This window comes from uncultured Ruminococcus sp. (genome assembly GCF_947301925.1).
In the GTDB taxonomy this organism is placed as follows: domain Bacteria; phylum Bacillota; class Clostridia; order Oscillospirales; family Ruminococcaceae; genus Ruminococcus.
This window is the reverse complement of sequence record NZ_CAMYUE010000007.1, coordinates 107,946-133,191: the sequence shown is the minus strand read 5'-3', so window position 1 is coordinate 133,191 and position 25,246 is coordinate 107,946. Positions and strand designations below refer to the sequence as shown.

Annotated in this window: 26 protein-coding genes; 15 read left to right on the top strand and 11 right to left on the bottom strand. The window is 50.3% G+C overall.

Annotation, left to right across the window (positions count from 1 at the left end):
* The 3 genes from Q0Y65_RS10080 to Q0Y65_RS10070 form a co-directional block, all read left to right on the top strand.
* Positions 1–852: cellulose-binding protein CttA-related protein (locus tag Q0Y65_RS10080; RefSeq protein ID WP_297959384.1), on the top strand; the 852-nt coding region annotated here is incomplete at its 5' end.
* Between the two features lie 411 nt (positions 853–1,263).
* Positions 1,264–3,342 (top strand): hypothetical protein, encoded by a 2,079-nt coding sequence (locus Q0Y65_RS10075; RefSeq protein ID WP_297959383.1) that lies wholly within the window; start codon positions 1,264–1,266, stop codon positions 3,340–3,342.
* 121 nt (positions 3,343–3,463) lie between these two features.
* Entirely contained in the window at positions 3,464–4,369 is a 906-nt protein-coding gene (locus Q0Y65_RS10070; RefSeq protein WP_297959382.1) for an NPXTG-anchored protein, read from the top strand.
* A 57-nt stretch (positions 4,370–4,426) separates the two neighbouring features.
* On the opposite strand, the gene Q0Y65_RS10065 is transcribed toward Q0Y65_RS10070, so the two are convergent.
* On the bottom strand, positions 4,427–5,173 hold the full coding sequence (locus tag Q0Y65_RS10065; protein WP_297959381.1) for an ATP-binding protein: 747 nt from the start codon (positions 5,171–5,173) through the stop codon (positions 4,427–4,429).
* Between the two features lie 218 nt (positions 5,174–5,391).
* Here Q0Y65_RS10065 and Q0Y65_RS10060 point away from each other — a divergent pair, with 218 nt between their 5' ends.
* The 6 genes from Q0Y65_RS10060 to Q0Y65_RS10035 all read left to right on the top strand — a co-directional run bounded on the left by Q0Y65_RS10060 (position 5,392) and on the right by Q0Y65_RS10035 (position 10,815).
* The gene (locus tag Q0Y65_RS10060; RefSeq protein ID WP_297959380.1) at positions 5,392–5,886 is read left to right on the top strand and encodes a hypothetical protein; all 495 of its coding nucleotides are present in this window, start codon (positions 5,392–5,394) and stop codon (positions 5,884–5,886) included.
* Between the two features lie 47 nt (positions 5,887–5,933).
* Positions 5,934–6,605, top strand: a complete 672-nt coding sequence (locus Q0Y65_RS10055) for a uracil-DNA glycosylase (protein ID WP_297959379.1) — start codon at positions 5,934–5,936, stop codon at positions 6,603–6,605.
* A 13-nt stretch (positions 6,606–6,618) separates the two neighbouring features.
* Positions 6,619–7,479, top strand: coding sequence for a methylenetetrahydrofolate reductase [NAD(P)H] (metF, locus tag Q0Y65_RS10050; RefSeq protein ID WP_297959378.1), 861 nt, complete (start codon positions 6,619–6,621; stop codon positions 7,477–7,479).
* The gene (locus Q0Y65_RS10045) at positions 7,479–8,153 is read left to right on the top strand and encodes a vitamin B12 dependent-methionine synthase activation domain-containing protein (protein WP_297959377.1); all 675 of its coding nucleotides are present in this window, start codon (positions 7,479–7,481) and stop codon (positions 8,151–8,153) included. The genes metF and Q0Y65_RS10045 overlap by 1 nt, the downstream gene beginning before the upstream one ends.
* Positions 8,154–8,328: 175 nt before the next feature.
* A complete protein-coding gene (locus Q0Y65_RS10040) occupies positions 8,329–9,732 on the top strand; it encodes an ABC transporter substrate-binding protein (RefSeq protein ID WP_297959376.1) in 1,404 nt (467 codons plus the stop codon).
* Between the two features lie 129 nt (positions 9,733–9,861).
* On the top strand, positions 9,862–10,815 hold the full coding sequence (locus Q0Y65_RS10035; protein WP_297959375.1) for an NAD(P)-dependent oxidoreductase: 954 nt from the start codon (positions 9,862–9,864) through the stop codon (positions 10,813–10,815).
* A gap of 41 nt (positions 10,816–10,856) precedes the next feature.
* Here Q0Y65_RS10035 and Q0Y65_RS10030 read toward each other — a convergent pair whose 3' ends face one another.
* From Q0Y65_RS10030 to Q0Y65_RS10005, 6 genes are all read right to left on the bottom strand, one after another.
* Positions 10,857–11,099, bottom strand: a complete 243-nt coding sequence (locus Q0Y65_RS10030; protein WP_297959374.1) for an RNA-binding S4 domain-containing protein — start codon at positions 11,097–11,099, stop codon at positions 10,857–10,859.
* A gap of 82 nt (positions 11,100–11,181) precedes the next feature.
* Positions 11,182–11,481 (bottom strand): HU family DNA-binding protein, encoded by a 300-nt coding sequence (locus Q0Y65_RS10025; protein ID WP_028521698.1) that lies wholly within the window; start codon positions 11,479–11,481, stop codon positions 11,182–11,184.
* Entirely contained in the window at positions 11,474–12,298 is an 825-nt protein-coding gene (gene mazG, locus Q0Y65_RS10020; protein ID WP_297959373.1) for a nucleoside triphosphate pyrophosphohydrolase, read from the bottom strand. The genes Q0Y65_RS10025 and mazG overlap by 8 nt, the downstream gene beginning before the upstream one ends.
* Before the next feature lie 188 nt (positions 12,299–12,486).
* Positions 12,487–13,482, bottom strand: coding sequence for a tryptophan--tRNA ligase (gene trpS / locus Q0Y65_RS10015; RefSeq protein WP_297959372.1), 996 nt, complete (start codon positions 13,480–13,482; stop codon positions 12,487–12,489).
* A gap of 14 nt (positions 13,483–13,496) precedes the next feature.
* On the bottom strand, positions 13,497–14,021 hold the full coding sequence (locus tag Q0Y65_RS10010) for a hypothetical protein (RefSeq protein ID WP_297959371.1): 525 nt from the start codon (positions 14,019–14,021) through the stop codon (positions 13,497–13,499).
* A gap of 34 nt (positions 14,022–14,055) precedes the next feature.
* Positions 14,056–15,249 (bottom strand): PLP-dependent aminotransferase family protein, encoded by a 1,194-nt coding sequence (locus Q0Y65_RS10005; RefSeq protein ID WP_297959370.1) that lies wholly within the window; start codon positions 15,247–15,249, stop codon positions 14,056–14,058.
* Positions 15,250–15,483: 234 nt separating this feature from the next.
* Here Q0Y65_RS10005 and Q0Y65_RS10000 point away from each other — a divergent pair, with 234 nt between their 5' ends.
* Entirely contained in the window at positions 15,484–17,115 is a 1,632-nt protein-coding gene (locus Q0Y65_RS10000; RefSeq protein WP_297959369.1) for a polysaccharide biosynthesis C-terminal domain-containing protein, read from the top strand.
* Positions 17,116–17,208: 93 nt separating this feature from the next.
* Here Q0Y65_RS10000 and Q0Y65_RS09995 read toward each other — a convergent pair whose 3' ends face one another.
* Positions 17,209–17,844, bottom strand: coding sequence for a DUF4352 domain-containing protein (locus Q0Y65_RS09995; protein ID WP_297959368.1), 636 nt, complete (start codon positions 17,842–17,844; stop codon positions 17,209–17,211).
* 231 nt (positions 17,845–18,075) lie between these two features.
* On the opposite strand from Q0Y65_RS09995, the gene Q0Y65_RS09990 reads away from it, so the two are divergent.
* The 4 genes from Q0Y65_RS09990 (at position 18,076) to Q0Y65_RS09975 (ending at position 19,922) form a co-directional block, all read left to right on the top strand.
* Positions 18,076–18,444, top strand: a complete 369-nt coding sequence (locus Q0Y65_RS09990; protein WP_297959367.1) for a hypothetical protein — start codon at positions 18,076–18,078, stop codon at positions 18,442–18,444.
* A gap of 17 nt (positions 18,445–18,461) precedes the next feature.
* Complete coding sequence (locus tag Q0Y65_RS09985) at positions 18,462–18,806, top strand: hypothetical protein (RefSeq protein WP_297959366.1); 345 nt, start codon at positions 18,462–18,464, stop codon at positions 18,804–18,806.
* 23 nt (positions 18,807–18,829) lie between these two features.
* Entirely contained in the window at positions 18,830–19,231 is a 402-nt protein-coding gene (locus Q0Y65_RS09980) for a hypothetical protein (RefSeq protein ID WP_297959365.1), read from the top strand.
* 256 nt (positions 19,232–19,487) lie between these two features.
* Positions 19,488–19,922 carry an Rrf2 family transcriptional regulator gene (locus tag Q0Y65_RS09975; RefSeq protein WP_297959364.1) on the top strand — a complete coding sequence of 145 codons (435 nt, stop codon included), beginning with the start codon at positions 19,488–19,490 and terminating at the stop codon, positions 19,920–19,922.
* A gap of 92 nt (positions 19,923–20,014) precedes the next feature.
* Here Q0Y65_RS09975 and cysK read toward each other — a convergent pair whose 3' ends face one another.
* From cysK to Q0Y65_RS09960, 3 genes are all read right to left on the bottom strand, one after another.
* Positions 20,015–20,941, bottom strand: coding sequence for a cysteine synthase A (gene cysK, locus Q0Y65_RS09970; RefSeq protein ID WP_297959363.1), 927 nt, complete (start codon positions 20,939–20,941; stop codon positions 20,015–20,017).
* Positions 20,942–21,173: 232 nt separating this feature from the next.
* Positions 21,174–21,830, bottom strand: coding sequence for a YhfC family glutamic-type intramembrane protease (locus tag Q0Y65_RS09965; protein ID WP_297959362.1), 657 nt, complete (start codon positions 21,828–21,830; stop codon positions 21,174–21,176).
* A 90-nt stretch (positions 21,831–21,920) separates the two neighbouring features.
* On the bottom strand, positions 21,921–22,820 hold the full coding sequence (locus Q0Y65_RS09960; protein ID WP_297959361.1) for a hypothetical protein: 900 nt from the start codon (positions 22,818–22,820) through the stop codon (positions 21,921–21,923).
* Positions 22,821–23,178: 358 nt separating this feature from the next.
* On the opposite strand from Q0Y65_RS09960, the gene Q0Y65_RS09955 reads away from it, so the two are divergent.
* Entirely contained in the window at positions 23,179–25,230 is a 2,052-nt protein-coding gene (locus Q0Y65_RS09955; RefSeq protein ID WP_297959359.1) for a cellulase family glycosylhydrolase, read from the top strand.
* Positions 25,231–25,246: the final 16 nt, after the last annotated feature.

Below are 25,246 nucleotides of genomic sequence, written 5' to 3'. Positions count from 1 at the left end.
ATAGATCCTAATTCGTCTACGACCACTTCAACAACAAGCGGTCCGATAGATCCTAACTCATCTACGACCACTTCAACAACAAGCGGTCCGATAGATCCTAATACATCTACGACCACTACAACAACTATCCCCAACTACGACAGATCTTATGCTGTAATCCAGACAGTACCCGGCTACTACTTCAGCCACGACAGCGGTATCCGTGCAAACGGACAGCCCGGCGGCTTCAACAAGAACCAGGTAACTGTTATCAAGATCATTGACGTTCTCAAGGACGGCACAGAGATCGAGAGAACAGACGTTGATAAGAACAACATCAACTTCAACGGCGCTACTCCGAACTCAGCATATAATGCTCGTACACACATTGAGGGACAGGCAACCATCACAGACTTCAAGTATGACATTCCTGTATACTACGGCTCGATGGCACTTACAGACAAGAGCGGAGCTCCGCTGACTGTACCTGCTTACATCGGCGTAAAGGGCGATGTATCACTTGATAACCTTGTTAATGCAGTAGACGCTTCAGCAGTTCTGAAGTACTATGCACAGACACAGACAAACGGACAGACAGGTGACGATGTTATCTGTACAACAATCGGTTCAGGATTAGAGGTAACTTCACCTCTTGATGAGCTCGACCAGCTCGCAGCATTCCTCGGCGATGTAACCGAGAACGAGTGGGGCGAGGACAACTGGAAGCTCAGAAAGACTGACAGAACCCTCGACGCTGTAGACGCATCCAACATCCTTGCATTCTATGCAGAGAGACAGAGAAGCGACAACGACGGCGTATCTGACTACGACCTCTGGAACGGAGTGCTCGGAGACAAGAGATTCGGAAACTGATCCGTTAAGAAAAAAGCAGGCCATTACGGCCTGCTTTTTTACATTTTTTACAGCTTGACGGCAGGAAAATATGGTGATATAATGACATTGCAGGAACAAAGCAAACGGCGTAAAACAGCCAAATAATACAGAAAGTTCATTTTCGGAAAAATATTACTTCTGATATATATTCATATTGTGAAATAAGCACAAAAATGAATGTGATTAATCGTCAATTATTTTTGAAAAAAATCCCCACTACTGCTTGACTTATTGCTGTTTGTGTGATAAAATGTAGTTATGAATTTCTGGGCGAACTGTATGCTGATGCAGATAGCTTGCCCGAAATGAAGCCTAACGCAAAGGTCGGCTTGCACATAATGCCGCGCTCTTTGACGAAGGGGAATAAACATGTTAGAGAGGTATAGGACGATGAAGAATTCATTATTCAAGAGAGCTATTGCCACAGCAGCTGCTGTACCGCTCGCTCTCACACAGTGTCTCACTTATGCAAATGCCGTATCAACAGATACTATCCAGGTTCCTGCAGCTGTGCAGGCAGACAGCGAGGCTCTCACTCTTGAGAAGCTCCTTTATATCCCTGTTGACCAGACAGTTTCAAAGTGGAACCAGACAGCTACTAACAGCCTTGCACTTGTAGAGGCTAAGGAAGGTACAATTGACCTGACACCTTATGTTGACGATATCGTTGCTAAGTCAGGCGAATTCGATGAAGTAGTAAACAGAATACTTACAAAGTATGTAATTCCCAACGGTATCACATACGAGATAACAGGCTCAAACGACATCATCATCAAGGGCAAGGTTACTTCACCTGTACAGTATGACAAGTGGAGAAACGGCCCCGGCGCTGCTCTCAAGAAGGTCGGCGATAAGTATGGTGTTCCCGGAATCATCGACAGAACATATTTCAATGATGTAGATTGCGGCGGTGACGTAACAATCACCATCAAGGCTTCAGCTCTTGCTGACGGTACAACAGTTCCTTTCTCATTCGAGTTCAAGACAGCTGAAGGCTCATACGGCCTCGGCCAGCTCCCTGAGTGGGCTAAGACAAAGGTTGCTGACATCGAGAAGATCGGTGAGGCTGCTCTCAGAAAGGAAGTTTCACCTGATAAGGCTGACGCAGCAGTTGCTGATTACAAGGCTGAGATGAAGAAGCTCACAGACAAGCTCGACAAGGCTACAAAGAACATCAACGATGCTCTTGCTAAGTCTGATGCTCAGACATTCGGCAATCTTTCAGAGGGTATCGCTTACGTTAACTCTTACCTCGCAGGTAAGGGCGTAGACCGTAAGATCCCTGAGTCAGGCGCTGCTATCGCAGCTAACGAGATCGTAGCTAAGGCTTACGATAACGGTATCAAGAAGATCGCTCCCAACGGCGAGATCGCTATAACAGCTGCTGAGCTGGGCGGATTCGCTGACAGCGTAAAGGATATCAACGCTACACTGTCAAGCGGTGTTCTCACAGGTCTGGGTACATTCGAAGACGCTGAGAAGGATGCTGTAATTGCTTACTACGCTGACGGCTCAAAGGGCTTCACCGTAAAGGATTCTTACAAGAAGATCACTGCTACTGTTGATTACAGCGGCGTAAAGACTGTTGATACAGGTTCTGTAGACGTTCAGATCGAGAGAGTTCTCGTAACTGAGACAACTACAACAACCACAACTACTTCAACAACAACTACTACAACTACTACAACAACTGATACAGACACAACTACAACAAGCACTGATACAACTACAACAACAGACACAACAACTACAACAAGCACAGATACAACTACAACAACTACAACAACAGCTCCTATCGTTGTTACATCTGTTATAAGAAAGTATGCAGAGGTTGACGTTGATCCTGCATTCTACCTCAACATCGAGGAGAAGTTCGATCAGACTCAGGTTTCCAATATCCTCGTTCATACATTCTATGACAAGACAACAACCAAGGACGGCGTTGATACAGTAGAGAAGAACCTCGAAGAGATCGAGCTCCTCTCAAGCACAGATGTTAGCTACGGTGACGCAACACCTGCTAATACATACAAGAAGGATAACACAACATTCAAGTATGAGATCCCCGTTCTTATCAAGGGCGAGTCTCTCACAGACGCTGACGGCAATGCTATAACAGCTACAGTTTACATCGGCGTTAAGGGCGATGCTACACTCAACAGCGATGTTGATGCAGTAGATGCTTCCCAGGTTCTCCGTTACTATGCTCTGACTCAGACAGGTCAGGACGCTAAGACAGTTCAGCTTTCATCAAGCCCGCTGGTTGACGGTCCTACATCTATCTACGATGAGTTCGCTGCATTCCTCTGTGATGTTCACCAGCCTGCTGAGACAAGATATGTCAAGAAGGACGCAAGAACACTCGACGCTATCGACGCTTCCAAGATCCTCAGCTTCTACGCTATGAGACAGTCAAGCGACAACGACGGCAAGACAGACGCACAGCTCTGGGACGAGATCAATAAGTAATCACAAATGTAATAGTTGCCGTCAGAAATGACGGCAGCTATGCTGAATTACAAATGATGTTAGCCGCCGTTTACGACGGATAATAACATATATAAAAATAATCTGAAAGGAAATAATAACAATGAAGAAGAACATGATGAAGAGCGCATTTGCTGCACTCGCTCTTTCTGCTGTAGCTGTTTCCGCTACTTCAGTTAGTGCTTTTGCTGTAACGGGTTACACTTCTAATGGCACAGGCGCAAACAGCGAGGTTAGGCCCACTGTTTCAATCAGCCAGGAGCAGATTACACTTGCAGAGGCTAAGGCTAATCCTACACGTACAGTAACAATCAGCGTATCAGGCGCTGCTGGCAAGTACGCTCCTACAGGTCTCCACATCGACTACGATCAGAGACTTACACTCAAGAACAACGACGACGGAGATCCTGCTACTCTTCAGCAGTCAGCTCTTAAGATCTCTGAGTGTGTAACAGACGGTACACACGGCCTCTTCCTTACAACAGGCGCTAAGTCTGATGCTGGTAAGGACGGCGATCTCTGGACATTTGACGTAACACTTCCTTCCGATGCTAAGGCTGGCGACAAGTACCCCATCACATTCTGGTACAAGGCTAAGGACCTCTTCACAAACGTATCTGATGATGCAAACGGCAAGGCTATGCAGGACTATGTATTCACAAGCGGTCTTGTAGATGGTTACATCGAGATTCTTCCTGAAATAACAACAACTACAACAACATCTACAACAACTACAACTACAACAACAACTACAACTACAACAACTACTACATCTACAACAACAACAACTACAACTACAACAACAGGCACAGGTACAACACCTGCTGTTTCTTCAACAGCCGCTGCTTCAGGCAAGACACCTGCTTCTACAACAAAGAAGGCAGCTGCTAAGACAACAGCTAAGAAGGGCGATTCACCTAAGACTGGTGTTGCAGGCGCAGGCGTTGCAGTTGCAGGTCTCGCAGTAGCAGTTGCTACAGCATTCGCTCTCAGAAAGAAGGAAGACTAATCAATAGTCGTCATTCTGAATGAATAATTAAAGGCTCTCCGTTTGGAGAGCCTTTTTTTAGTCCTTTTTTTCGGGAGGAGCATAGCCGATACCGCCCCAGCCGTCAACGTTGCCGCGCTGCATGGCGCCGAATATCCTGTCCTTGAAGCCGTGATCCTTGCGCTCCATATCCGCCAGAAAATCCTTGGTGCGCTGTCTGTTGGTGTGACCGTCCGCAGGACATACTGACTTCACCACGGGAAGCTCGTTCTTCCTTGCGGCTCTGCGAACCTCCTTTTCGGGAGCAAGGGACAGGGGACGTATCACCGTCACCTTCTTGTGGGTCAGGTAGGTGCTGGGGGCAAAGCAGCCGATCCGCCCCTCGGTGAAAAGGTTCATGATAAAGGTCTCAACAGCGTCGTCCAGGTTGTGGCCGAGAGCGACCTTGTTGCAGCCGAGTTCGTTTGCCGCGTCATGGAGCGCTCCGCGGCGCATACGGGCGCATAGACTGCACGGGCTGGGCTCCTTCCTCACATCGAAAACGATCTCCGCGATCTGGGTCTTTATTATGTGGTACTCGATATCATGAGCTGAGCAGAACTCCGCAACAGAGGAGAAGTCAGGCTGCTCTCCCGTAAAGCCCATATCGAGAGTGACCCCCACCACCTCATAGTCAATGCCGATGAACCGCCTCAGCAGAGTGAGACCGTACAGCAGCACAAGGCTGTCCTTGCCGCCGGACACTCCCACCATGATACGGTCGCCGTCCTCTATGAGACCGTACTGCTGTATACATTTTCGCATATATCCGAGAATTTTCTGCATAATGCCCTCCGAAAGTCTTATTATCATAATGATTATAGCATAATTAGCTGTGCAGCGCAAGCCTGAACTTCAGGGCAGATATTTTAAAAAAATTTGCAAATAAAACTTGCAATATTTGAAAAAATATATTATAATATAAGAGTGAAACTCTTTTCCGTCCGCGGACGGGAGCTTTATAGATATACAGAAAGGAGCGGCGCAGCGGCGCCTGAGACACGATGACAGAACAATTAAGGAATTTGCTCATACTCCTTGGAGCTATAGTTGTAATCCTGATCCTTGTAATGCTGCTTTTCAGCGGAAAGAGCTCCTTCAGAAGGCTTCTCTCCTTATTCCTTGAGGAGCGCGGAGATGATGAGGGCGATGTGCCCGCAAGGACCTCTGCTCCCGGAAAGAAGTCTCTGTCTGAACGCAGAGGAGGAAGCGCTCCAAACGAGCCTGTCCAGAAGCGTACTTCAGAGCCCATAGTTGAAATGGCTACCCTTATAAGAAAGAGCGACGACCGCCTGAGAGTCATCGAAAGCACGGGACAGGTCAAGCTGGTGGACGAGTATTATGAGCTTGTATTCGTTACAAGAAAGGGGCAGAAGCTGAAGATAGAATGCTCGGCGGAGGCCTATGACAAGGTGCCCTTCAATCAGCAGGGCTCACTTACATACAGAAGAAATACCCTTGTCAAGTTCAAGTACTACGAGGACACGGTTTTCAATTAAAAGAGGGGGACGGCTTTTGTCGTCCCTGTTTCTGTACAGGAGGAAATATGGTTAACTTCAATAACGACTGGGATGAGCTGCTGAAAGGCGAATTCGAGAAGGACTACTACCTTCAGCTCCGTCAGAAGCTGATACAGGAATACAGGACCCAGCGGATATATCCCAATATGTACGACATCTACAACGCCATGAAGTATACGGCCTACGACGCGGTGAAATGCGTCATAATCGGTCAGGACCCCTACCACGGCGAGGGGCAGGCTCACGGACTGAGCTTTTCCGTCCGCAAGGGAGTAGCACCGCCGCCGTCACTGGTGAATATCTTCAAGGAGATACAGGCCGATGTGGGCATAAATAACCTTGGCAAGCACGGCGAGCTGACCAAATGGGCGCAGGAGGGAGTACTTCTGCTGAACTCCGTGCTGACGGTCCGCGCAGACCAGGCAAGGAGCCACCGCGGTCTCGGCTGGGAGAACTTCACCACCGACGTCATCAAGCTGCTGAATCAGCGCGAGAAGCCCATGGTGTTCATGCTGTGGGGCGGCGACGCAAAGGCAAAGCAGCAGTTCATAACCAATCCAAGGCACCTGATACTGAAGGCCGCCCACCCCAGTCCGCTTTCGGCTTATAACGGCTTTTTCGGGTGCAGGCACTTCTCGAAGGCCAACGAGTTCCTCCGCGCCAACGGCATGGGGGAGATAGACTGGTCCATAGACTGAACGGAGGCAGAAAATGTATATAAAGGACTTATTTGACAAAAAGACGGTGTTTTCTTTTGAGGTGTTCCCGCCGAAAAAGACCAGCTCCATTGATGTGATTTACAGTACCCTTGACGAGCTTCAGGGGCTTTCCCCCGACTTCATCAGCGTTACCTTCGGTGCGGGCGGCAGCGGAAACAGCCGTTACGCTCTGGAGATAGCCTCCAGGATAAAGGAGGGCGGCATAACGCCGATGCTCCACCTGCCCTGCATAAACTTCACTAAGGCGGAGATAGACGCAGCCCTTGAGGATGCGCAGCAGCGCGGCATTGAGAACATACTGGCACTGAGAGGCGATATCAACCCCGATATCCCCCCTGTTGAGGACTTCCGCCATGCCAGCGACCTCATAACCTACATAAAGTCAAAGGGCAGCTTCGATATTGCAGGCGCCTGCTATCCCGAGTGTCACCCCGACGCCGAGAACCTGGTGGAGGACATAATCAACCTCCGCAAAAAGGTTGACGCAGGTGCGGATCACCTTATCACCCAGCTGTTCTTCGATAACGACCATTTCTACGAGTTCCGCGAAAAGGCGGCTATCGCAGGCATAAACGTGCCTATCGAGGCAGGCATCATGCCCGTTGTAAACAAGAACCAGATCGAGCGCATGGTCACCACCTGCGGAGCAAGTCTCCCCGGCAAATTCGTGCGCATAATGACCAAATACGAGCACAGTCCCGAGGCGCTCCGCGACGCAGGCATAGCCTATGCGGTGAACCAGATAGTTGACCTTGTGGCCAGCGGAGTTGACGGCATACACCTGTACACCATGAACAATCCCTACGTTGCCCGCAAGATCAGCGAAGCTGTTTCGGGCATAATCGGTGCGTGATGGAGCTGCTTCCCATATCGAAGGCTGAGGCTGCGCGGTACATGGGCGTAAAGGGCGCTCCCGACGCCGCAGTGTCGGAGCTCCTTTACCGTGCGGAGAAGCTGGTGAGAGAGCGCGTCCGCCCGAAATACGTTTACCTTGAAACGGACGTCAGCTTCACAGAGGAGGGTGTCAGGCTGGGAGCTATGACGGAGCCCCTTACGGGAGAGGATATAAAACGCCATCTGAAGGGCTGCAAAAGGGCGGTGCTCCTTGCGGCGACCCTTTCCCAGGAGGCCGATAAGCTCATAAGGCAGGCGGCGGTGACGGATATGGCCTTTTCACTTGCATTGGACTGTATATCCAGCGCCGCCATAGAGCAGGTCTGCGACCGCGCCGAGAAGGAGATATTTTCCGCTTCCGCCTATCCCTACAGGACATGGAGGTTCAGTCCCGGCTACGGAGATCTTCCCATAACATTGCAGCGGAGCTTTCTCCTTGCTGTAAACGCACAGAGGCGCATAGGACTCACCGTAACAGACAGCTGTCTCCTTATACCGTCGAAGTCCGTAACGGCCGTTATAGGCGTTTCTGACGCTCCTGTAAGGGGCGTGGGACGGGGCTGCGGCTCATGCAGTATGAAGGAGAGCTGTGCCTACAGGGCAACGGGTACAAAATGCAGTGCGGATATGTGAATTTGTCTGAAATATATCACAGTATTTACACATTATATGTAATAAACCAACTAATAACCCCTTCAAAATCTATGTAATATTTATATTGACATAAACAGCGTTTAAGTGATATAATTAAGAAAAGCGCAGTAATATAAGCATATAGATAAATAGGCGATTTCAAAGGAGTTTGAGGATGAGAAAAGGAAGGATATTCATTTCAGCATTGCTCATTGCAGCAATGTCGACGTCACTTCTCGCTTGCAGCAGCAAGGATAAAAGCTCCGTATACAGCAGAGAACTTGATTCTGCCGTAAGAGAGGAGATACACCAGAATGCTGCCGATTCGGATCTCCTGACAGGGGATAAGCTGGAAAACGGCGTTATCAAATGGCTTTCGGACTGGGATATAAACCCCGACAGCACCGGCAAGAACGTTCCTACCGACCTTGCGGTCTTTCAGGAGCGCTACGGCGGCTCGGTAAAGTATTATCCCTGTACCTATACAAACCGCTATGAAAAGCTCACGGAGTATATAAGCTCCGATGAGGGCATAGACTTCTTCTACGGGGGAAATCTTGACGCCTTCCCCAAAGGCGCCATAAAGAAGATGTTCGTTCCCGTGGACGACTATATAGACTTTGAGTCTCCCCTATGGGAGGACGTCAAGGACGTGAACGATCAGTTCATATGGAACGGCAAACACTATATGGCAGGCGTACAGGCTACGGGCGACGCCGTTGCCGTGGTATACAACAGAAAGACCATCGCCGAGGCGGGTCTCGACGACCCTGCCGTGCTCTATGAGAACGGCGAGTGGACCTGGGATACCTTCCAGAGTATGCTGGAGAGCTACGTTGACGCGGATAACCAGAAGTACGGTATCGACGGCTGGTGGTTCGAGTTCGGCCTTATGAACACCACAGGCGTGCCGCCTGTAAGTCTCGATAACGGCAAGCTGGTAAGCAATCTGGCAGACCCGTCTATGGAGAGGGTTCAGAACTGGATATATGAGCTCTATCAGAAGGGCTGTATCGCCATTGGCGTGGGAGATTTCGGCTGGGAGACCAAGCCTGCCTACGTCGGCGAGGGAAAGACCCTGTTCTATCCCATAGGCCTCTATGATTTCTATACCGAAAAGGCTCAGTGGGTGGGCAAATACGGCGAGGACGCATTCTTCGTTCCCATGCCCAGGGATCCCGAGGCAGACGAATACTATATACCAACGGGCTTTGAGTCGTATATGTTCGTCAGCGGAGGCTCAAATCCCCAGGGCGTTGCAAAGTACCTTGACTGCAAGCGCTTTGCGCGTATGGACGAGAGTACAAAGGCATTGGCCGACAAGCAGTTCATGGAGGACTACGGCTGGACTCAGGAAATGATCGATATGAAGGACAGTATGCAGGAGCTTGCTGAGGAAAACCCCGTTATCGACATCTCAAGAGGCGTGTCCAAGGACTGCGGCGACCTTATAAACGATAACCTCAGACTTACGGCAAGAGGCGTTCCGTGGAACGAGACCTACGACACCATAAGCTCTGCGGTGGATAAATACCTTGACAAGATCAATTCTGATCCCGAATCTGCGGATATAGACTGATCGGAGACATAAAGAGAAGCACAGGCATTTACGGCGGCGAACGTCGAAAAAGAAGCATTTATTATAATTTATCATATCAGAGGATATACTAATGATATTATTTGAGCTTTTAGAAAGGAGGCTATGATCATGGAGAAGGTGCTGGTTACGGGCGGCTGCGGATTGATCGGTCGGCACATCTGCTCAGGACTCTTAAAGAAGGGCTATGAGGTCATAGCTATCGACAGAGAAGAATCAGGATACAACGAGGGAAAGCTGCATTATTCATCTGTTGAGTGTCCGCCTACAGATAAGAATACTATTGCAGAGGTGTTTGAGAATAACAAGTTCGATATAGTTATCCATGCAGCCTGCACAGTTGACAACGATATGGGACCTATCGTCACCGATAAGCAGATGAGCGATTCTGCGGCGGTGGATAAGTTCATATACCGCTACGCCATGACGGAGAGCGTCAAGAAGTTCGTGCTCCTCAGCACGGATCAGGTGTATCAGTTCCCCAAGACCCGCGAGCCTATCCGCGAGGACAGCGACCTGAAGCCTATCAGCAACTACGCTGTCATGAAGTACAACTCGGAAAAGGCGCTGGTAAAGGAAATGCAGCACCACAAGGAAGTTCTCTGCTGCATAATACGTTTCTCACCTGTGTATACACTGAATTTCACGGATAACCTTGTATCGAAGATCACAGACCCCAAGGACGGCTCGCTGTTCGTTTACGGACAGGGACAGTACGGCTTCCAGTTCTGCTGCGTACACAATCTGGTGGACTTCATACTCTGCTTCGTTAAGAACGCAGAGGGACACAACTACGCAGGCGTGTACAATATGAGCGACAAGCTCCTGACCACGGCTGCGGATATAATCAGCTTCATGCGTGAGAAGCACCGCCTGGGCGCTGTTATGCAGAAGTCATCGGGAGGAGCAATATCCAAGCTGAAGGGACTCTTCGGCGGCGGCAAGGACGAAAAGACCAATTACCGCTATCTTGACATGAGCAAGCTGGAAAACAACAATATGCTGGATCACACCAAGGCGTCGAAGTTCGTGAACTTCCGCTGGGATATCCATAATACCAAGTAAAAGTATAAGCCCCTGTGCAGATACACAGGGGCTTTTTATGCTTATCCGATAACAGTGTAATTGTCCGCAGCATTCTCCTTGGTGGCGTGCTCCGTCACGCTGAGGACCTTCACCTTCAGGGGACGTGTGCCCATATTTATCTCGATGATATCGCCCACCTTGACGTCGTAGGAGGCTCTTGCCGCCTTGCCGTTCACAACTATCTTCTCGGCGTCGCAGGCCTCGTTTGCCACAGTGCGGCGCTTGATGAGCCTTGTTACCTTGAGGTATTTGTCCAGTCTCATAAATATCTCCTTCTCAGATACGGCTCGCTGCCGCAGTGTTTACATAAAAATAAAGGGGGACATTGATCGTCCCCCTTCGTGATTACTTCTTCTTGCTCTTCTTCTTGGGAGCGTTAACAGCTTCCTTGAGACCTCTGCCGGCCTTGAAAGCGGGTGCCTTGCAGGGAGGGCATACCATCTTAGCCTTTGTCTTGGGGTTGATGCAGGTCTTCTCGCCTCTCTCACGAACCTCGAATGTACCGAAGCCTGTGATAGAAACCTTCTCGCCGCCCTCAAGTGTCTCCTGGATAGATGAAAGAGTAGCCTCCAGTGCAGCAGCAGCGTCCTTCTTTGTGCAATTAGCCTTCTCAGCAATAGAATTGATAAGCTCTGTCTTAGTCATTTTTACGTTCCTCCGTTTTACAAATAATTGTTTTTGCCTTGTCCCAGTAAATGTCGAGCTCTTCTATAGGGAGCTCCTTCATATCGAGGCCCTCTGCGGAAACCAGCTCCTCCGTAACAGAAAAGCGCTTGATGAACTTTTCGGTAGCGGCTTTGAGAGCAAGCTCGGCGTCCACGCCTAAATGGCGGGCAGCATTTACACATGAGAACAGGAGATCGCCGATCTCCTCCTCGATATTCACTTTATCTCCGTTTGCGATAGCAGCGTCAAGCTCGGCCTTCTCGTTTGAGATACAAGCCACAGCGTCCTCGGCACGGCGGAAATCCATACCTGCACGCATAGCTCTTTTGCCGACCTTCTGCGCTCTCATGAGAGCGGGAAGTGACTTTGCGACGCTGGTCAGGGTGTCTGTATATTTGTCCTGACCCTTGGTCTCCATCTTGATGGCGTCCCAGTTTTTAAGCACCTGATCGGTGGTATTTGCTGTTACGTCTCCAAAAACGTGAGGGTGGCGGATAATGAGTTTCTTGCATACCTCGTCGCAGACGTCATCGAAAGTGAACGAATTCGTATCTGTTTCGATACTGCAATGAAAAACGACCTGAAGAAGCACATCTCCGAGTTCCTCGCGGAGAAGCTCTGTGTCATCGAGGTCGATGGCCTCGATGACCTCGCAGGTCTCCTCTATCAAGTCGCTCTTTATGGACTTGTGGGTCTGTTCTCTGTCCCACGGGCAGCCGCCCTCGCCTCTGAGAAGTCTTACTATATCCACAAGGTCGCCGATACGGTAATACTCCTTCTGCTGATATTCAACCATCGGAAACACTCCCTTAAAGACGGGCTATGATATATAATACCCTAAATTTCGAGAAAATGCAACTGTTTTTTGACATTTTTGTTAATAACGTAGAATATAAAGTTCCTAAGGCTCACCATTTGTATATTTTAGCCATATAATTACTATCCGTTATACCTCGCAAACGGTTTTCAGCCTTATCATTGGCACTACCTATCGACGAAACCGACCTTATGAAAGGCTTTTGATACGATACGTCCGGAGTACCTGAGGGCCTTCTGAGCGCCCTCTGTGTAGCACTGTTTCAGGAAGGCCTTGTCGCTGCTGAGCTTTGCGAACTCAGTGCGGACAGGCTCAAGATGATCCGCAACAGCCTCGCCCACAGCCATTTTGAAATCGCCGTAGCCCTTGCCTGCGAACTCCGACTCGATAGCCTTGAAGTCCTTGCCTGTAACGCAGGAATAAATGGTCATAAGGTTGTTTATACCGTCCTTGCCCTCGCGGTAGCACACCTCGGCCTCGCTGTCGGTGACAGCTCTCTTGAACTTGCGGATGATAGTGTCCTTGTCGTCAAGAATGAGAATGCAGGCGTTGGGGTTATCGTCGGATTTGGACATCTTCTTTGTAGGCTCCTGAAGAGACATGATCTTTGCGCCCACCTCGGGTATATAGGGCTCGGGCAGGGTAAAGAAGTCGCCGTAGCGCTGATTGAAGCGCTGAGCGATATTTCTTGCCAGCTCCAGATGCTGCTTCTGATCCACGCCTACGGGCACCAGATCGGCGTTATAAGCCAGGATATCCGCAGCCATAAGGGTAGGATAAGTAAAGAGTCCGGCATTGATATCGTCGGGGTGCTTCTGGCTCTTGTCCTTGAACTGAGTCATGCGTGAGAGCTCTCCGAACTGTGTATTGCAGCCCAGTATCCAGTTGAGCTCCGCGTGTGTGGGAGCGTGGCTCTGGATAAAGAGTATGGACTTCTCGGGATCAACTCCGCAGGCCATGAGCAGGGCATAGGAGTTGAGGGTGTTCTGACGGAGCTTTGCGGGCTCCTGTCTTACGGTGATAGCGTGCATATCGACAACGCAGTAAATGCAGTTGTACTGATCCTGCAAAGCGCCCCAGTTTCTTACGGCACCGATGTAATTGCCCAGGGTGAATGTGCCTGTAGGCTGGATACCGCTGAAGATAAGCTTTTTGTCGTCCATTTACGGTCTTCTCCTTACTTTGCGGCTTTTCTTCTGTCTGCATCGTCCTTGAGCTGACAGGTTCTGATCTCGCTGAGAACGCGCTGATAGAGCACATAGAAGCTTCTGAGCTCCTGCTCCTCCTCGGGGATTATGCCTGCCTTGATCTCGGTGGTGTAGACTCCGCTCTTTGTGAGGAGGAAGATCTTGTTTGTCCTGCCCTTGGGGAGGTCGTACTTCTTGGTTTTCTCGCACTTGGGAAGGAGATTTGCAGCGTTTGCAACGAGAGCGTGAGAAGCCTGTACCAGGTTTCTGTACTTCTGTGCAGCGCCTGTGTACTCGCCGCCGTTGTTGAAGTAGATATTGGCAGCGCCGTTGATGAAGCAGACCATAGTCGTGAGCACATCAGACGACATGGGGATATCTATTACGACGCCGTAAACGTCGTTCTTGCCCTTTACGAACTGAGTGAAGGGCTGGTAGGGGAAGTTGATGGCCTGTCCTCTGGTCATGAGGTATTTCTGTGTGACATTATATCTGTCGGTCATTCTGTTTGGCATAATTGATTATCCTTTCAAGTGAATTTTCTTATTCTCAATCGAGCATTTCTCTTGTCATGCGGGCAAGGATCTCCATGCCCTTCTTTATCTGCTCGTTTGTAGGTGTTGAGTAATTGAGTCTGATGGAGTGGCTTACCTCGCCCTCCTCGATGCTGAATGAATTGCCGGGCACTACGGCGATCTTGTACTGCTGTACGGCCTTGCGGCAGAAGTCGTTCATATCGCAGCTCTCGGGGAGGTCGCACCATACGAAGAGACCGCCCTGGGGCTTGATGTACTTTATGTTCCTGGAGAAGTCGTTGTCGATGTATCCGCACATGAGGTCGCATTTCTCCTTGTAGATAGCGCGGAGCTTTCTGAAATGAGCCTCTCTGTCAACAGTGGACATGAACCTGTAGGATACCACCTGAGCCCACATATTCGAGTGAACGTCGGCCACCTGCTTACATACCACCATCTTCTGTATTACGGGAGCGGGTGCGGAGCAGTAGCCTGTTCTGAATCCCGAGGAGATGATCTTGGAGAAGGTGCTGGAGTATATTACTCTGCCCTCTGTGTCGAAGCTCTTTATGCAGGGAACGTTCTCGCCCTCAAAGCGGAGCTCGCCGTAGGGATCGTCCTCGAGGATAATGAAGTCGTATTTGCAGGCAAGCTCGTATACGGCCTTGCGCTTTGCAAGGGACATGGTCTTGCCGGTGGGGTTCTGGAAGTTGGGGATAACATAGAGGAGCTTAACGTTCTTCTCTGTTTTTAGGGCGTTTTCCAGCTTTTCAAGGTCGATGCCGTCGTCCTCCATCTCGATGCCTTTCAGGTGCACGTTGTAGGAGCGGAATGCGTTGAGGGAACCGATGAAGCTGGGTGACTCCACAAGAAGGGTATCTCCCTCATTGAGGAGGACCTTGCAGGCAAGCTCGTTGGCCTGCTGGCCGCCTGAAGTTATGATAAGGTCGTCGAATTCCTTATGGAAGCAGCCCTTTTCGGTCATCCAGTCCTTGAGGAGGTCACGGAGGGGAGTGTATCCCTCTGTAACGCTGTACTGGAGAGCGAGGATAGGATCGTCGCGGAGGAGCTCTGCGGATATCTCGGCTATCCTCTCCTTGGGGAAGGCCTCGGGAGCGGGATTTCCTGCTGCGAAGGAGATCACCTCGGGGTCGGCGGTGAATTTGAGTATTTCTCTTATGGCGGAAGCCTGAAGCTTGCTTACCTTGTCTGAGAATTTATAATCCATGATAAAAACCAGCCTTTCGTTGTCAGTTGATATTATATTGCATCGGCTCTGTCATTCAGGGACAGGGCACTGTGCTGAGGTTATAATCAGTCTATCTTATATTATAACATACATTTCCTGAAATAGCAACAGTCACGGCAAAAAACTATTCAATTAATACAATCATACTGTGAAAAGTGCGGCGCGGTCGCTGCTCCGCACCACATAATTATTGTTTGTAAGGCATATATTTTGATGAAAAAGCTTATTCGGGAGGGGATAGTGCTGAAAAAGCAGAACTTCATAAAGGGCTCGCTGATACTTATGGCCTCGGCGGCTGCCGCAAAGGTGCTGGGGGCTGTGTTCAAGATACCGCTCACCAATATGCTGGGAGGAGTGGGCATGAGCTATTTCAGCTGTGCCTACAGCCTTTTCATGCCTGTTTACGCCCTGACGGTGACGGGGCTCACGGCGGCGGTGGCAAGAATGACCGCTCAGAGCGCGGCTCTGGGTATGTATGAGAACGGTCGGCGCATAAGACGCACCGCTCTCGGACTGTTCACGGCGGCAGGACTGGCAGGGAGCCTGCTGGTATTCCTGCTTGCGAAGCCATTCAGCCTTTATACTCTGGGGAGCTCCGACGCGGCAGCAGCCGTAGCCATGATAGCACCCGCGGTGGTATTCGGCTGTATCGCCGCCGTGGAGCGTGGCTATTATGAGGGCATGAGCAATATGTATCCCACCGCTCTGTCTCAGATAGTCGAGGGAGCCGTAAAGGCAGTTGCGGGACTGCTGCTCTGCGGCTATGTCACTTCACACCCCGATGTGGTCAGGTCGCTTTTCCCCTCTGTCAAAGATATCCGCGGAGCAGCTGCGGCGGCGGGCATACTGGGAGTCACACTGTCCACCGTGGGAGCCGCCCTTTTCTTTGCAGTGCTGCGGCTTTTTGCGAAAACTCCACGGGGCGGCGAGAGCCTTGTACTGAGCAGGCGCACCATCGCCCGTCAGCTTGCAGCTACGGCTCTGCCCGTGGGAGCAGGCTCCGTGGTGACCAATCTTACCGCCCTCATAGATATGTGGACGGTGATCGGCTGTATCGCTTATTTCGGGTGTTCCGCAGCAGCTCCCGAAGGAGTGTCCGACGGGGAGCTGCCCCACTTCATCTACGGCTCCTTTGCAGGCATAGCCCTGACCGTTTTCAACCTTGTTCCCTCGGTCACGAATATGCTGGGCAAGGGCGCTCTCACCTGCATGACGGAGGCCTACGAAAGGGGAGACCGCTCCGCCATGGAGCAGGGGGCGTTGCAGGCGCTGCTGACCTCCGCTGTGATATCGGTGCCTGCGGCGGTGGGACTGTGCGTCATGGCTCCCGAGGTGCTGGGTATACTCTATCCCATGCAGTCCGACGAGGCGGCGGTTTGCATCGGACCTCTGCGGTGGCTCATGGCAGGAATGGTCTGCCTGTGTGTGTCCTATCCGCTTTTCAGTATGCTTCAGGCGGTGGGTAAGGCGGCAGCGCCGCTGAAGATAATGCTGCCGGGCACAGCGGTAAAGCTGGCTGGCAATCTTCTGCTGATACCCTTTATGGGAGTGAGCGGCGCGGCGGTTTCCACCTCGGTCTGCTACGGTTTGATACTTTTTCTGGCGTTCCGCGTCTATACCGGCACGGCGGGAGTATCCGTAGACCTTGCCCCTTTCGGCAAGGTGCTGTACTCGGGGGCGATGTGCGGCGGTGCCGCTTATCTTACAAGGGCTGCCGCTTACCGCAGCGGCGCGTCCGCCGCTGTGGTACTTTCCGTCTCAGCTGTTGTCGGCGGAGCGGTATATGTACTGCTTATCCGTGCGCTTGTGGGAGGCCTGAGACGGAAAGCGTCGGGGACTGCCTGAGCAGCCCCCGACGAGCGGCAGCCGACAAAAAAGTCCGAAGGCAGCGGACTGCTTTCGGACTGTATTTCTGCATATAGGCTGTGGGGCAGCAGATTACTTGAGTATGGCAGGATCTGCGGGCTTGATATCTGCTGCGGTTATATTGTACTTGAACACGGTCTCCTTTGCCAGGGGGTCTTTACCTGTGGGGAAGAAGCACAGCGTGAAGTCTGTGAGCTCCGCGTCTACGGTATAGCCGCCGATGATGCCGCTGAACTGGCCGTTTGAGGGGATATCGAAGGGATCGGTGAAGAACTTCTCCTCATTGAATTTCTTCTGTGCATAGAGCTGAGCGCGGACGTCGGAATAGAGCTCCTCATTGCCGGGAGTGATTATATAGAAGTTATTGAGTGTGCTGAGAGTATATGCGTTATCGGTATCGTTGCGGAGAGTGATGTCCAGATAAAGGAACTTCTTGCCGTCGTCGCTGGTTCCGCCGTCGATGACGCTGTTGAGGGTGAAATCGGTATCGTTTGCGCTGATCTCCTTGCCGAGCTCGGCAGCCATCTCGTTCTCACCTACGGGACCGTGCTCTGCGGGGGGAGTCATAGGCTCAAGCTCCTCATTTGTATTGAATGATGTTGCAGGCTGATTGTCGGCCGCGTTATTGTTTTTATCGTCACATCCTGCTGCGGCAGGTGCGATAATGGCAGCTGCCAGTAAGAATGCCAAAAGCTTAGAAGTTTTCATTTTCTATCCTCCGAGTTTTACGCCTTGCGGCATATATTTGTTTAAAGCAATAATAGTATAGCACAACTGAACATAGAATGTCAAGAAAAATCGTGATACCGCCTGAAAAACCCTCCTGATAGGGGAGCTTGTGAAAATTTTTCAGACTTTGCACAATTACGGGTATGTCATGTGTGTTATGGATAGAGAATGCGCAATCTCTGTAAAAATCTATTACAGGAAGTGGAAAAAATGAAAAATGTATTCAGAAAGGCCGCAGCGGCGGTCATGGCATTCACCCTTCTCGGCACAGGTACAGCATTCACAAATACGGTCTCTCCTGAGACAAACGCATTAACAGCAGTTGCAGCAACAGTTGATCCGAATACTCCTCACAATCATGGACAGTCTGTTTATCACACAAAAGAAGTAAGTGAATACTCAGTGCCTGTTAAAGGTCCGTATATGTTCTGGACAGTGACTTATGGCCGCAGGTATTATCACAATGAATATGATGTAGTACGCTGTCAGGCCTGCGACGGCGTGGTAAATAGGACGCTTACATTTTCTTCTACCCGTTATGAGGATTATTCATATCTATTCAGAAGCAAAAAACCATAATTTAAGGAGATGGAAAAATGAAAATTGTACTCAGAAAGGTCACAGCGGCTTTCATGGCATTGACACTTCTCGGCGCGGGAACAACATTCACGAATACTGTTTGTTCAAAGCCGGACGTACTTACGGCAGTAGCCGCTGACACCGCCAAAATCAAGTGTACCTGTCATGGACAGTATGTCAGGCATAAACCATTGTCATTCAGTTATGATAAAAAAGTAAAAGAAGTAGTCGCAACCCCCCGTTATCGCTATGAGACGGAATACCTGGTGCACGTTGTATCCAGATACGATGCGACTTACTGTCAGGCTTGCGGAGAAATAGTTGATAAAACACAAACTTATTATCGTGAATACAGGATATGAATTAATGTAACGGAGGAATAACAATGAATAAAGCTATCAAAAAAGCCGCAGCGGCTTTCATGGCATTGACACTTCTCGGCACAGGTACAGCATTCACAAATACGGTTTCTTCAAAGACAAATACATTAACAGCGGTGGCAGCAACAGTTTCTCCCAATACGCCTCATAATCACGGACAGTATACCTATACAAGAACTGAACAGGAATTTATGGTAAAAAATACAAAGCAGAAGCTTATATTAGGCATTAAAAGAACTGTTTCGACAGATTACTACTACTTTACATGGAATGTAGTGCGCTGCAAGGCCTGCGACGGTGTTGTGAGAAAAACACTGGATTATGATGAATCGTATTATGAGACCGTCTATTATGATACTTGGGGGAACATTTGGTATGTTTCATCGAAAAAGAAAATAAGCCACTGACTTTATCCCGGTAAAAAGCTCTCCCGTATACAGGAGAGCTTTTTGTATTGCTGCACAGTTTATCAGTTTATCAGATTATCACTTGCTCGGTTATAATAAAGCAATGTACTTTAACAGTTTAAATTGCGATAGTGGAAAGCTGATAATGTGATAATGTGATAATGTGTACAGATGGGCTGTTTTGAAAAAAAGACTTGCAAACCTACTAAACCTATGGTATAATTGTAGTATCACCTGCTCGAAAGGACGTGAAATGATGAAGATATCAACAAAAGGCAGGTACGCGCTGAGGATGTTATATGATCTCGCTATCCATCATGAGGAAGGATATATATCACTGAAGGACATCGCGGACAGACAGAACATATCAAAGAAATACCTGGAACAGATAGTTCCGCTGCTGAACAAGACGGGACTTCTCAGGACGAACCGCGGAAACAAGGGCGGCTATATGCTTGCTGGAAAGGCTGCCGAAGTTACTGTGGGAGATATACTCAGAGCCACAGAGGGAAGCCTTGCGCCCGTTGCCTGTCTGGAGTTCGAACCCAACGAATGTCCCCGTGCAGGCGAATGCTCCACTCTTTTCGTGTGGGAGGGGCTTTATAAGTCAGTGACCGATTATCTTGACAGCCTGACACTTCAGGACATCATCGAAAAGAATTCGGGAAAAGGCGCAGACTACTGCATATGAAATAAGGCGGCATCAGCCGCCTTTTGTTATGCCCGAAAAAAACAGCCGCATGATAACAGCGGCTGTTTTTTCGTATATGGCAAACTCAGATATTATTCAAACATAGGTGTGGAGAGGTAACGCTCGCCTGTATCGGGGAGGAGAACAACGATGTTCTTGCCCTTGTTTTCGGGACGCTTTGCAAGCTGGATACCTGCCCATAAAGCAGCGCCCGAAGAAATGCCCACAAGCACGCCCTCTGTTCTTACGATAGCTCTGCCTGTCTCGAATGCGTCCTCGTTGGAGACTGTGATTATCTCGTCATAGATATCTGTATTGAGAGTATCGGGCACGAAGCCTGCGCCTATACCCTGTATCTTGTGGGGACCTGCTGTGCCCTCGGAGAGCACGGGCGAGCTCTTGGGCTCAACGGCAACTATCTTAACATCGGGATTCTGTGATCTGAGATAAGCGCCTGTACCGCTGAGAGTACCGCCTGTACCTACGCCTGCAACGAAGATATCCACCTTGCCGTCGGTATCGTTCCAGATCTCAACGCCTGTGGTCTTTTCGTGGATAGCGGGGTTAGCGGGATTTGTGAACTGAGAGGGGATAAAGCTGCCCTCTATCTCGTGAGCAAGCTCCTCAGCCTTGGCGATAGCGCCCTTCATACCCTTGGAGCCCTCTGTGAGCACCAGCTCTGCACCGTAAGCCTTCATGAGGTTGCGGCGCTCGATGCTCATGGTCTCGGGCATTGTGATGATGAGGCGGTAGCCTCTTGCAGCTGCAACGGAAGCAAGACCGATACCTGTGTTACCGCTGGTGGGCTCGATGATAACGCTGCCCTCCCTGAGTATACCCTTGGCCTCGGCGTCGTCTATCATAGCCTTGGCAATTCTGTCCTTTACGCTTCCTGCGGGGTTGAAGTATTCAAGCTTTGCGAATATCTTTGCGCCGAGCTCGTTCTTCTCCTCGATGCCTGTGAGTTCGAGAAGGGGGGTGTTTCCGATAAGGTCTGTGATCTTCTTATAAACTTTCATGATAATATCTCCTTTTCAAGATTAATAATATTCCTTTGAACTGATAAATAATGACATTGACTCAGGTCAACATCGCCCATAGAATAAATGTACCATTGCAAGCACCTCAACAAGTTCTCTATATTACCTATATGTTTGGTATGATTATATTATATCAGCTGAATTTACATTTGTCAAGTCTTTTCCGAAAAAAATTCCCGGAAGGCAGTTACGGGCTGCTTCCGGGAGCTTTTTACATTCCGTTCCGCGAGGGATATGCCATGGCTTTACAGCACTTATACGCGGCAAAAGCCGCTCCTGCGGTCAGGACGAGGTGTACAGCTATGGCTGCGGACTCCATAAGGAGGGCTGCGGAGATATTGCCGAAAAAGTGCAGCAGCATTGCCGCAGGAAGGGTGATGATGCTTTTTCCATTGTGTATGCCGTAGAAGATAAGTACGGTGACGGCAATACAGGACACCGCTCCTACAGGCACGGAGAAGAGATTGAACCAGAAGATGTCATGGCCTGCTCTGCCTGTACCCACAAGTCCGAAGCAGGTAAAGGCGGCGCCGAACTCCTCGAAGTAGCCGTGGCCTATGCCGTAGGACACCGCGTCGGCAGGTCTGTCGTATGACCTGAGCAGAAAGCGCAGCATCAGGTATTTTGCGCCCTCCTCGAATATACTGTAGAGAACGGCCTGTTTTATAAAGAAGTCGATGTGCTGACGTTCAAAGCCCGAGCGTATGACGCCTGCTGCGATAAACACGGGAAAGCACGCCGCCAGAGCCGCGAATGCGGGCAGCAGCCTTACTTCCGCCTTTTTATGGCATACTATCAGCAGCACGGGAAAGAATGACAGCTTCAGCAAGCCTGTAAGTATACAGTAAATATCGAGCACAGAGTTCACCAGCCCTTCTTCTGAGATAATCGGATAAAAGCAAAGCTCCCAAGTGATCGGCGATCGCCCGGGAGCGTAACTGTTTTGTTTAGGGTCTTATCACTTAGGCTTTGAGCCTGATGTGGTCTTTGCGAAGTTTGCGAACTCGCCTGCGGGTCTGATGCTCTGGATCTCCATAGCGTTTGAATCGAAGTATACCCATACGAGTATAGCTGCGAGACCGGGGTTGTTCTTGAGGTTGATGTAGTAATCAACTGTATCGCCGGCCTTGGCAGAAACGTTATCGCCGTATGCAACGAAGCCTGTCTCGCCTGAAACGTCCTGAGCAGCGATATCGCCGCCGACTCTGATAGTACCCTGAACTACCTTGTCGGGAGTTACGGAAACGCCTGCAACGCTTGAAAGATCGGGGTTGAATCTTACGGCATAGTCCCTGTCGGGGATATCGTCCTTGAGCTTGAATGTGACCTTGATGAACTGATCGTTGAAGATATAGTCCGAATCCTTGGAAATATCGATCCAGAGGCAGTATCTTGAATCAGTCTTTGACTTGTAGCTTTCAGCGGCTGACTCTGTGGGCTTTGTAACGATCTGTGTTACCACGTTGCCTGCCGGGTCGGTAGCCTTTTCGCCGTTTGCCTCGGTTACCTCGACGATCTCGGTAGCGGGCTCGGTGGAAACGGGATCAGCCGAGTTGAGGTCAACATCGGCGTCGGGAGGTGTGATACCGATCTCGTTGGGAGTACCCGACTGGAAGGGAGTGATGACAACGTTTCCGTCCTCATTCTTGATGCTGTCCAGATTGTTTCCGCCTACGGGCGAAGTAGCGGGAGTACCGTCTGCGTTGGTAGCGTTTACAGAACCTGCTGTAGTTGCAGTATTATTACCGCTTTTGCCGCTATTGCTGCCCGAACCCGAATCTGAGCATGAAGCGATAGATGTGAGAGCAACGCAGGCGACAGAAGCCAGCGCAATGGCTCTTTTCTTGAAATTGCTCATAGTTTTGCGTCCTTTCATATATAACCTTGTTTTTTCATAAAAATGCGGAGCAGTGCTCTCCGCTCAGCTTATACTTATTATACACAAGAGGCAATAGTTTGTCAAGCCGAAGTGAAAATTGTAATCAATTCTTTTGCAAAGAGACACAGTTTCACCACCTTTGTTTCACTGTTCTGTCATTTTCGGGTCGGAAGTGAAATGCAGACTATCGGCATTATTATAAATAATGTACTAAGGCTGCCGGTGATATTAGTAAAAAACGGGTATTGCAATGAGAGCCCAGCCGTGTTATAATAAATAGTGTTTTTGATTATGTTTTTTGGTCTGCGGACCAGGCGATAAGGAAAGGACATAAAAAATGAAAAAAAATACAATGGCGCTGCTCACTGCGGCGGCAATGCTGCTGTCACCGGTGTCATGCGCAAAGAAGGGTGGTTCTTCGGCTGTGTCTGAAATAGAGAGAGAGACAGCGGCCGCGGACAGCACGACTGCAAAAACCGAGGAGGAAACTACAGAGATGGCGACCGAGCATATAAGCCCAGTTGAGACTGTTTCGGCGACTCTTGGCTCACAGCTTACCGCTGACAGAACGATCGGACGGGCGTCGGGAAGCAATACCACGAAATTCCCGCTTGCCGATCTTATAGAGGACGGAGACAAGGTCCGTTCGTTCACCTTTACCATATATTCGGACGGCGGTACGGATATCGGCGAATTCAAGGGGGGCTTCGGCATTTCAGTTGCGGACGAGTGTCCCGCAAAGACAAACGATTACTGGTACCAGTCTCCGGATATGACCTTCCCCACACAGGGAGGCTACGGCGAGATAACATGGAACGTCCCCGAGGAGCTCACCGACTACATAAGCGCCAACGGAGAGGTGCTTTTCGGCTACTGGTGGGGCAACTGCGACAGGATAAGGATAGAGAACGTGGTGTGCCGCTTCGACAGGAGCAGGAACATCCCCGTTGACGGTACCGCAGAGAAGGAAGTGGGCGTAAGCGTCGGCTATTCCGACGCCGACAATACTATCCGTGTGCCCCTTGACTTCATACCCGAGGGAAATGTCCCCGAGGCAGTCACCTTCAGCGTAAGCTCGTCGGGCGGCTTCGGAAAGTATACGGGCGCCTTCGGACTGGCTTCGTCGGCAGGCACTTATCAGTCCGTTGATACGGCAATATTCACGGACAGCTCCACACTGGACCTGATATGGTTCGTGCCTGCGGCCGCAAAGTCCTATATGGCGCAGAACAACGAGCTGGTGCTGGGCTACTGGTGGAGCGAGCAGCCCACGGTCACACTGGACAAGGTCAGCGTGAAGTACAGCCAGCAGATGGGATATATACCCCTTGTCACAACACCTGCGGAGCCGACCACACAGGCAGCTACAGAGCCTGCAAAGGACAGCGGCTTCCGTTCGGCAAGCGATATAGTATCCGGGATAAAGGTGGGCTGGAACCTGGGCAACAGCCTTGAGAGCTACAATACAGGCAGATCCGGCACAGACACCGAGACAGGCTGGGGCAACCCCGCAACTACAAAGGAGATCATACAGACTGTCAAGAAGGCAGGCTTCAATGCAGTGAGAATACCTGTCACATGGTCGGAGCACATGGACGGCGATGTTATACAGAAGGAGTGGATGGACCGTGTTCAGCAGGTAGTCGACTATGCGTACAATGAAGGTCTCTTCGTTATCATCAATATGCACCACGACGACTATATCTGGTTCGACCCCCAGGAGAGCTCCTACGAAGGGGACAGTGCGCGTATGAAGGAGATATGGAAGCAGATAGCCGCAAGATTTGCGGACTATGACGACCGTCTCCTGTTCGAGGGCATGAACGAGCCCAGAACAACAGGCTCCTCAATGGAATGGATGGGCGGCACCGCCTCGGAGAGAGCGGTCATAAACCGCTATGTCCGCGACTTCGTGAACACAGTCCGTGCAACGGGCGGCAAGAATGCGGACAGAACGCTCATAGTCACCACATATGCTGCCTCTGCGGACACCATAGCGCTCAACGAGATGTCGGTCCCCTCGGGAGGCAATGTCATACTCTCGGTACATTACTATGCGCCCTGGAAGTTCTCTGACGGAACCGAAAAGACCTTTACCGAAAGCGGCAAGGGCGAGATAGACGCCAAGTTCCAGGAGCTCAAGCGCAAGTTCATAGACAAGGGCATACCCGTTATCATAGACGAGTTCGGCTGCGTGAACTCCGCCTCCGAGGAGGAGAGGGCGTCCTACTATCAGTATTACATCAGCAATGCAAAGGCACAGGGCATAAAGTGCTTCGTATGGGACAACAGCAAGATGAACGGAGATTCCAGCTTCGGCCTCCTCAACAGGAGCAAGCTCACATGGAACAACGCTCTGCTGAAGGCGATAATGGAAGGCGCAAAGTAAGCCCGGCACAGCGACA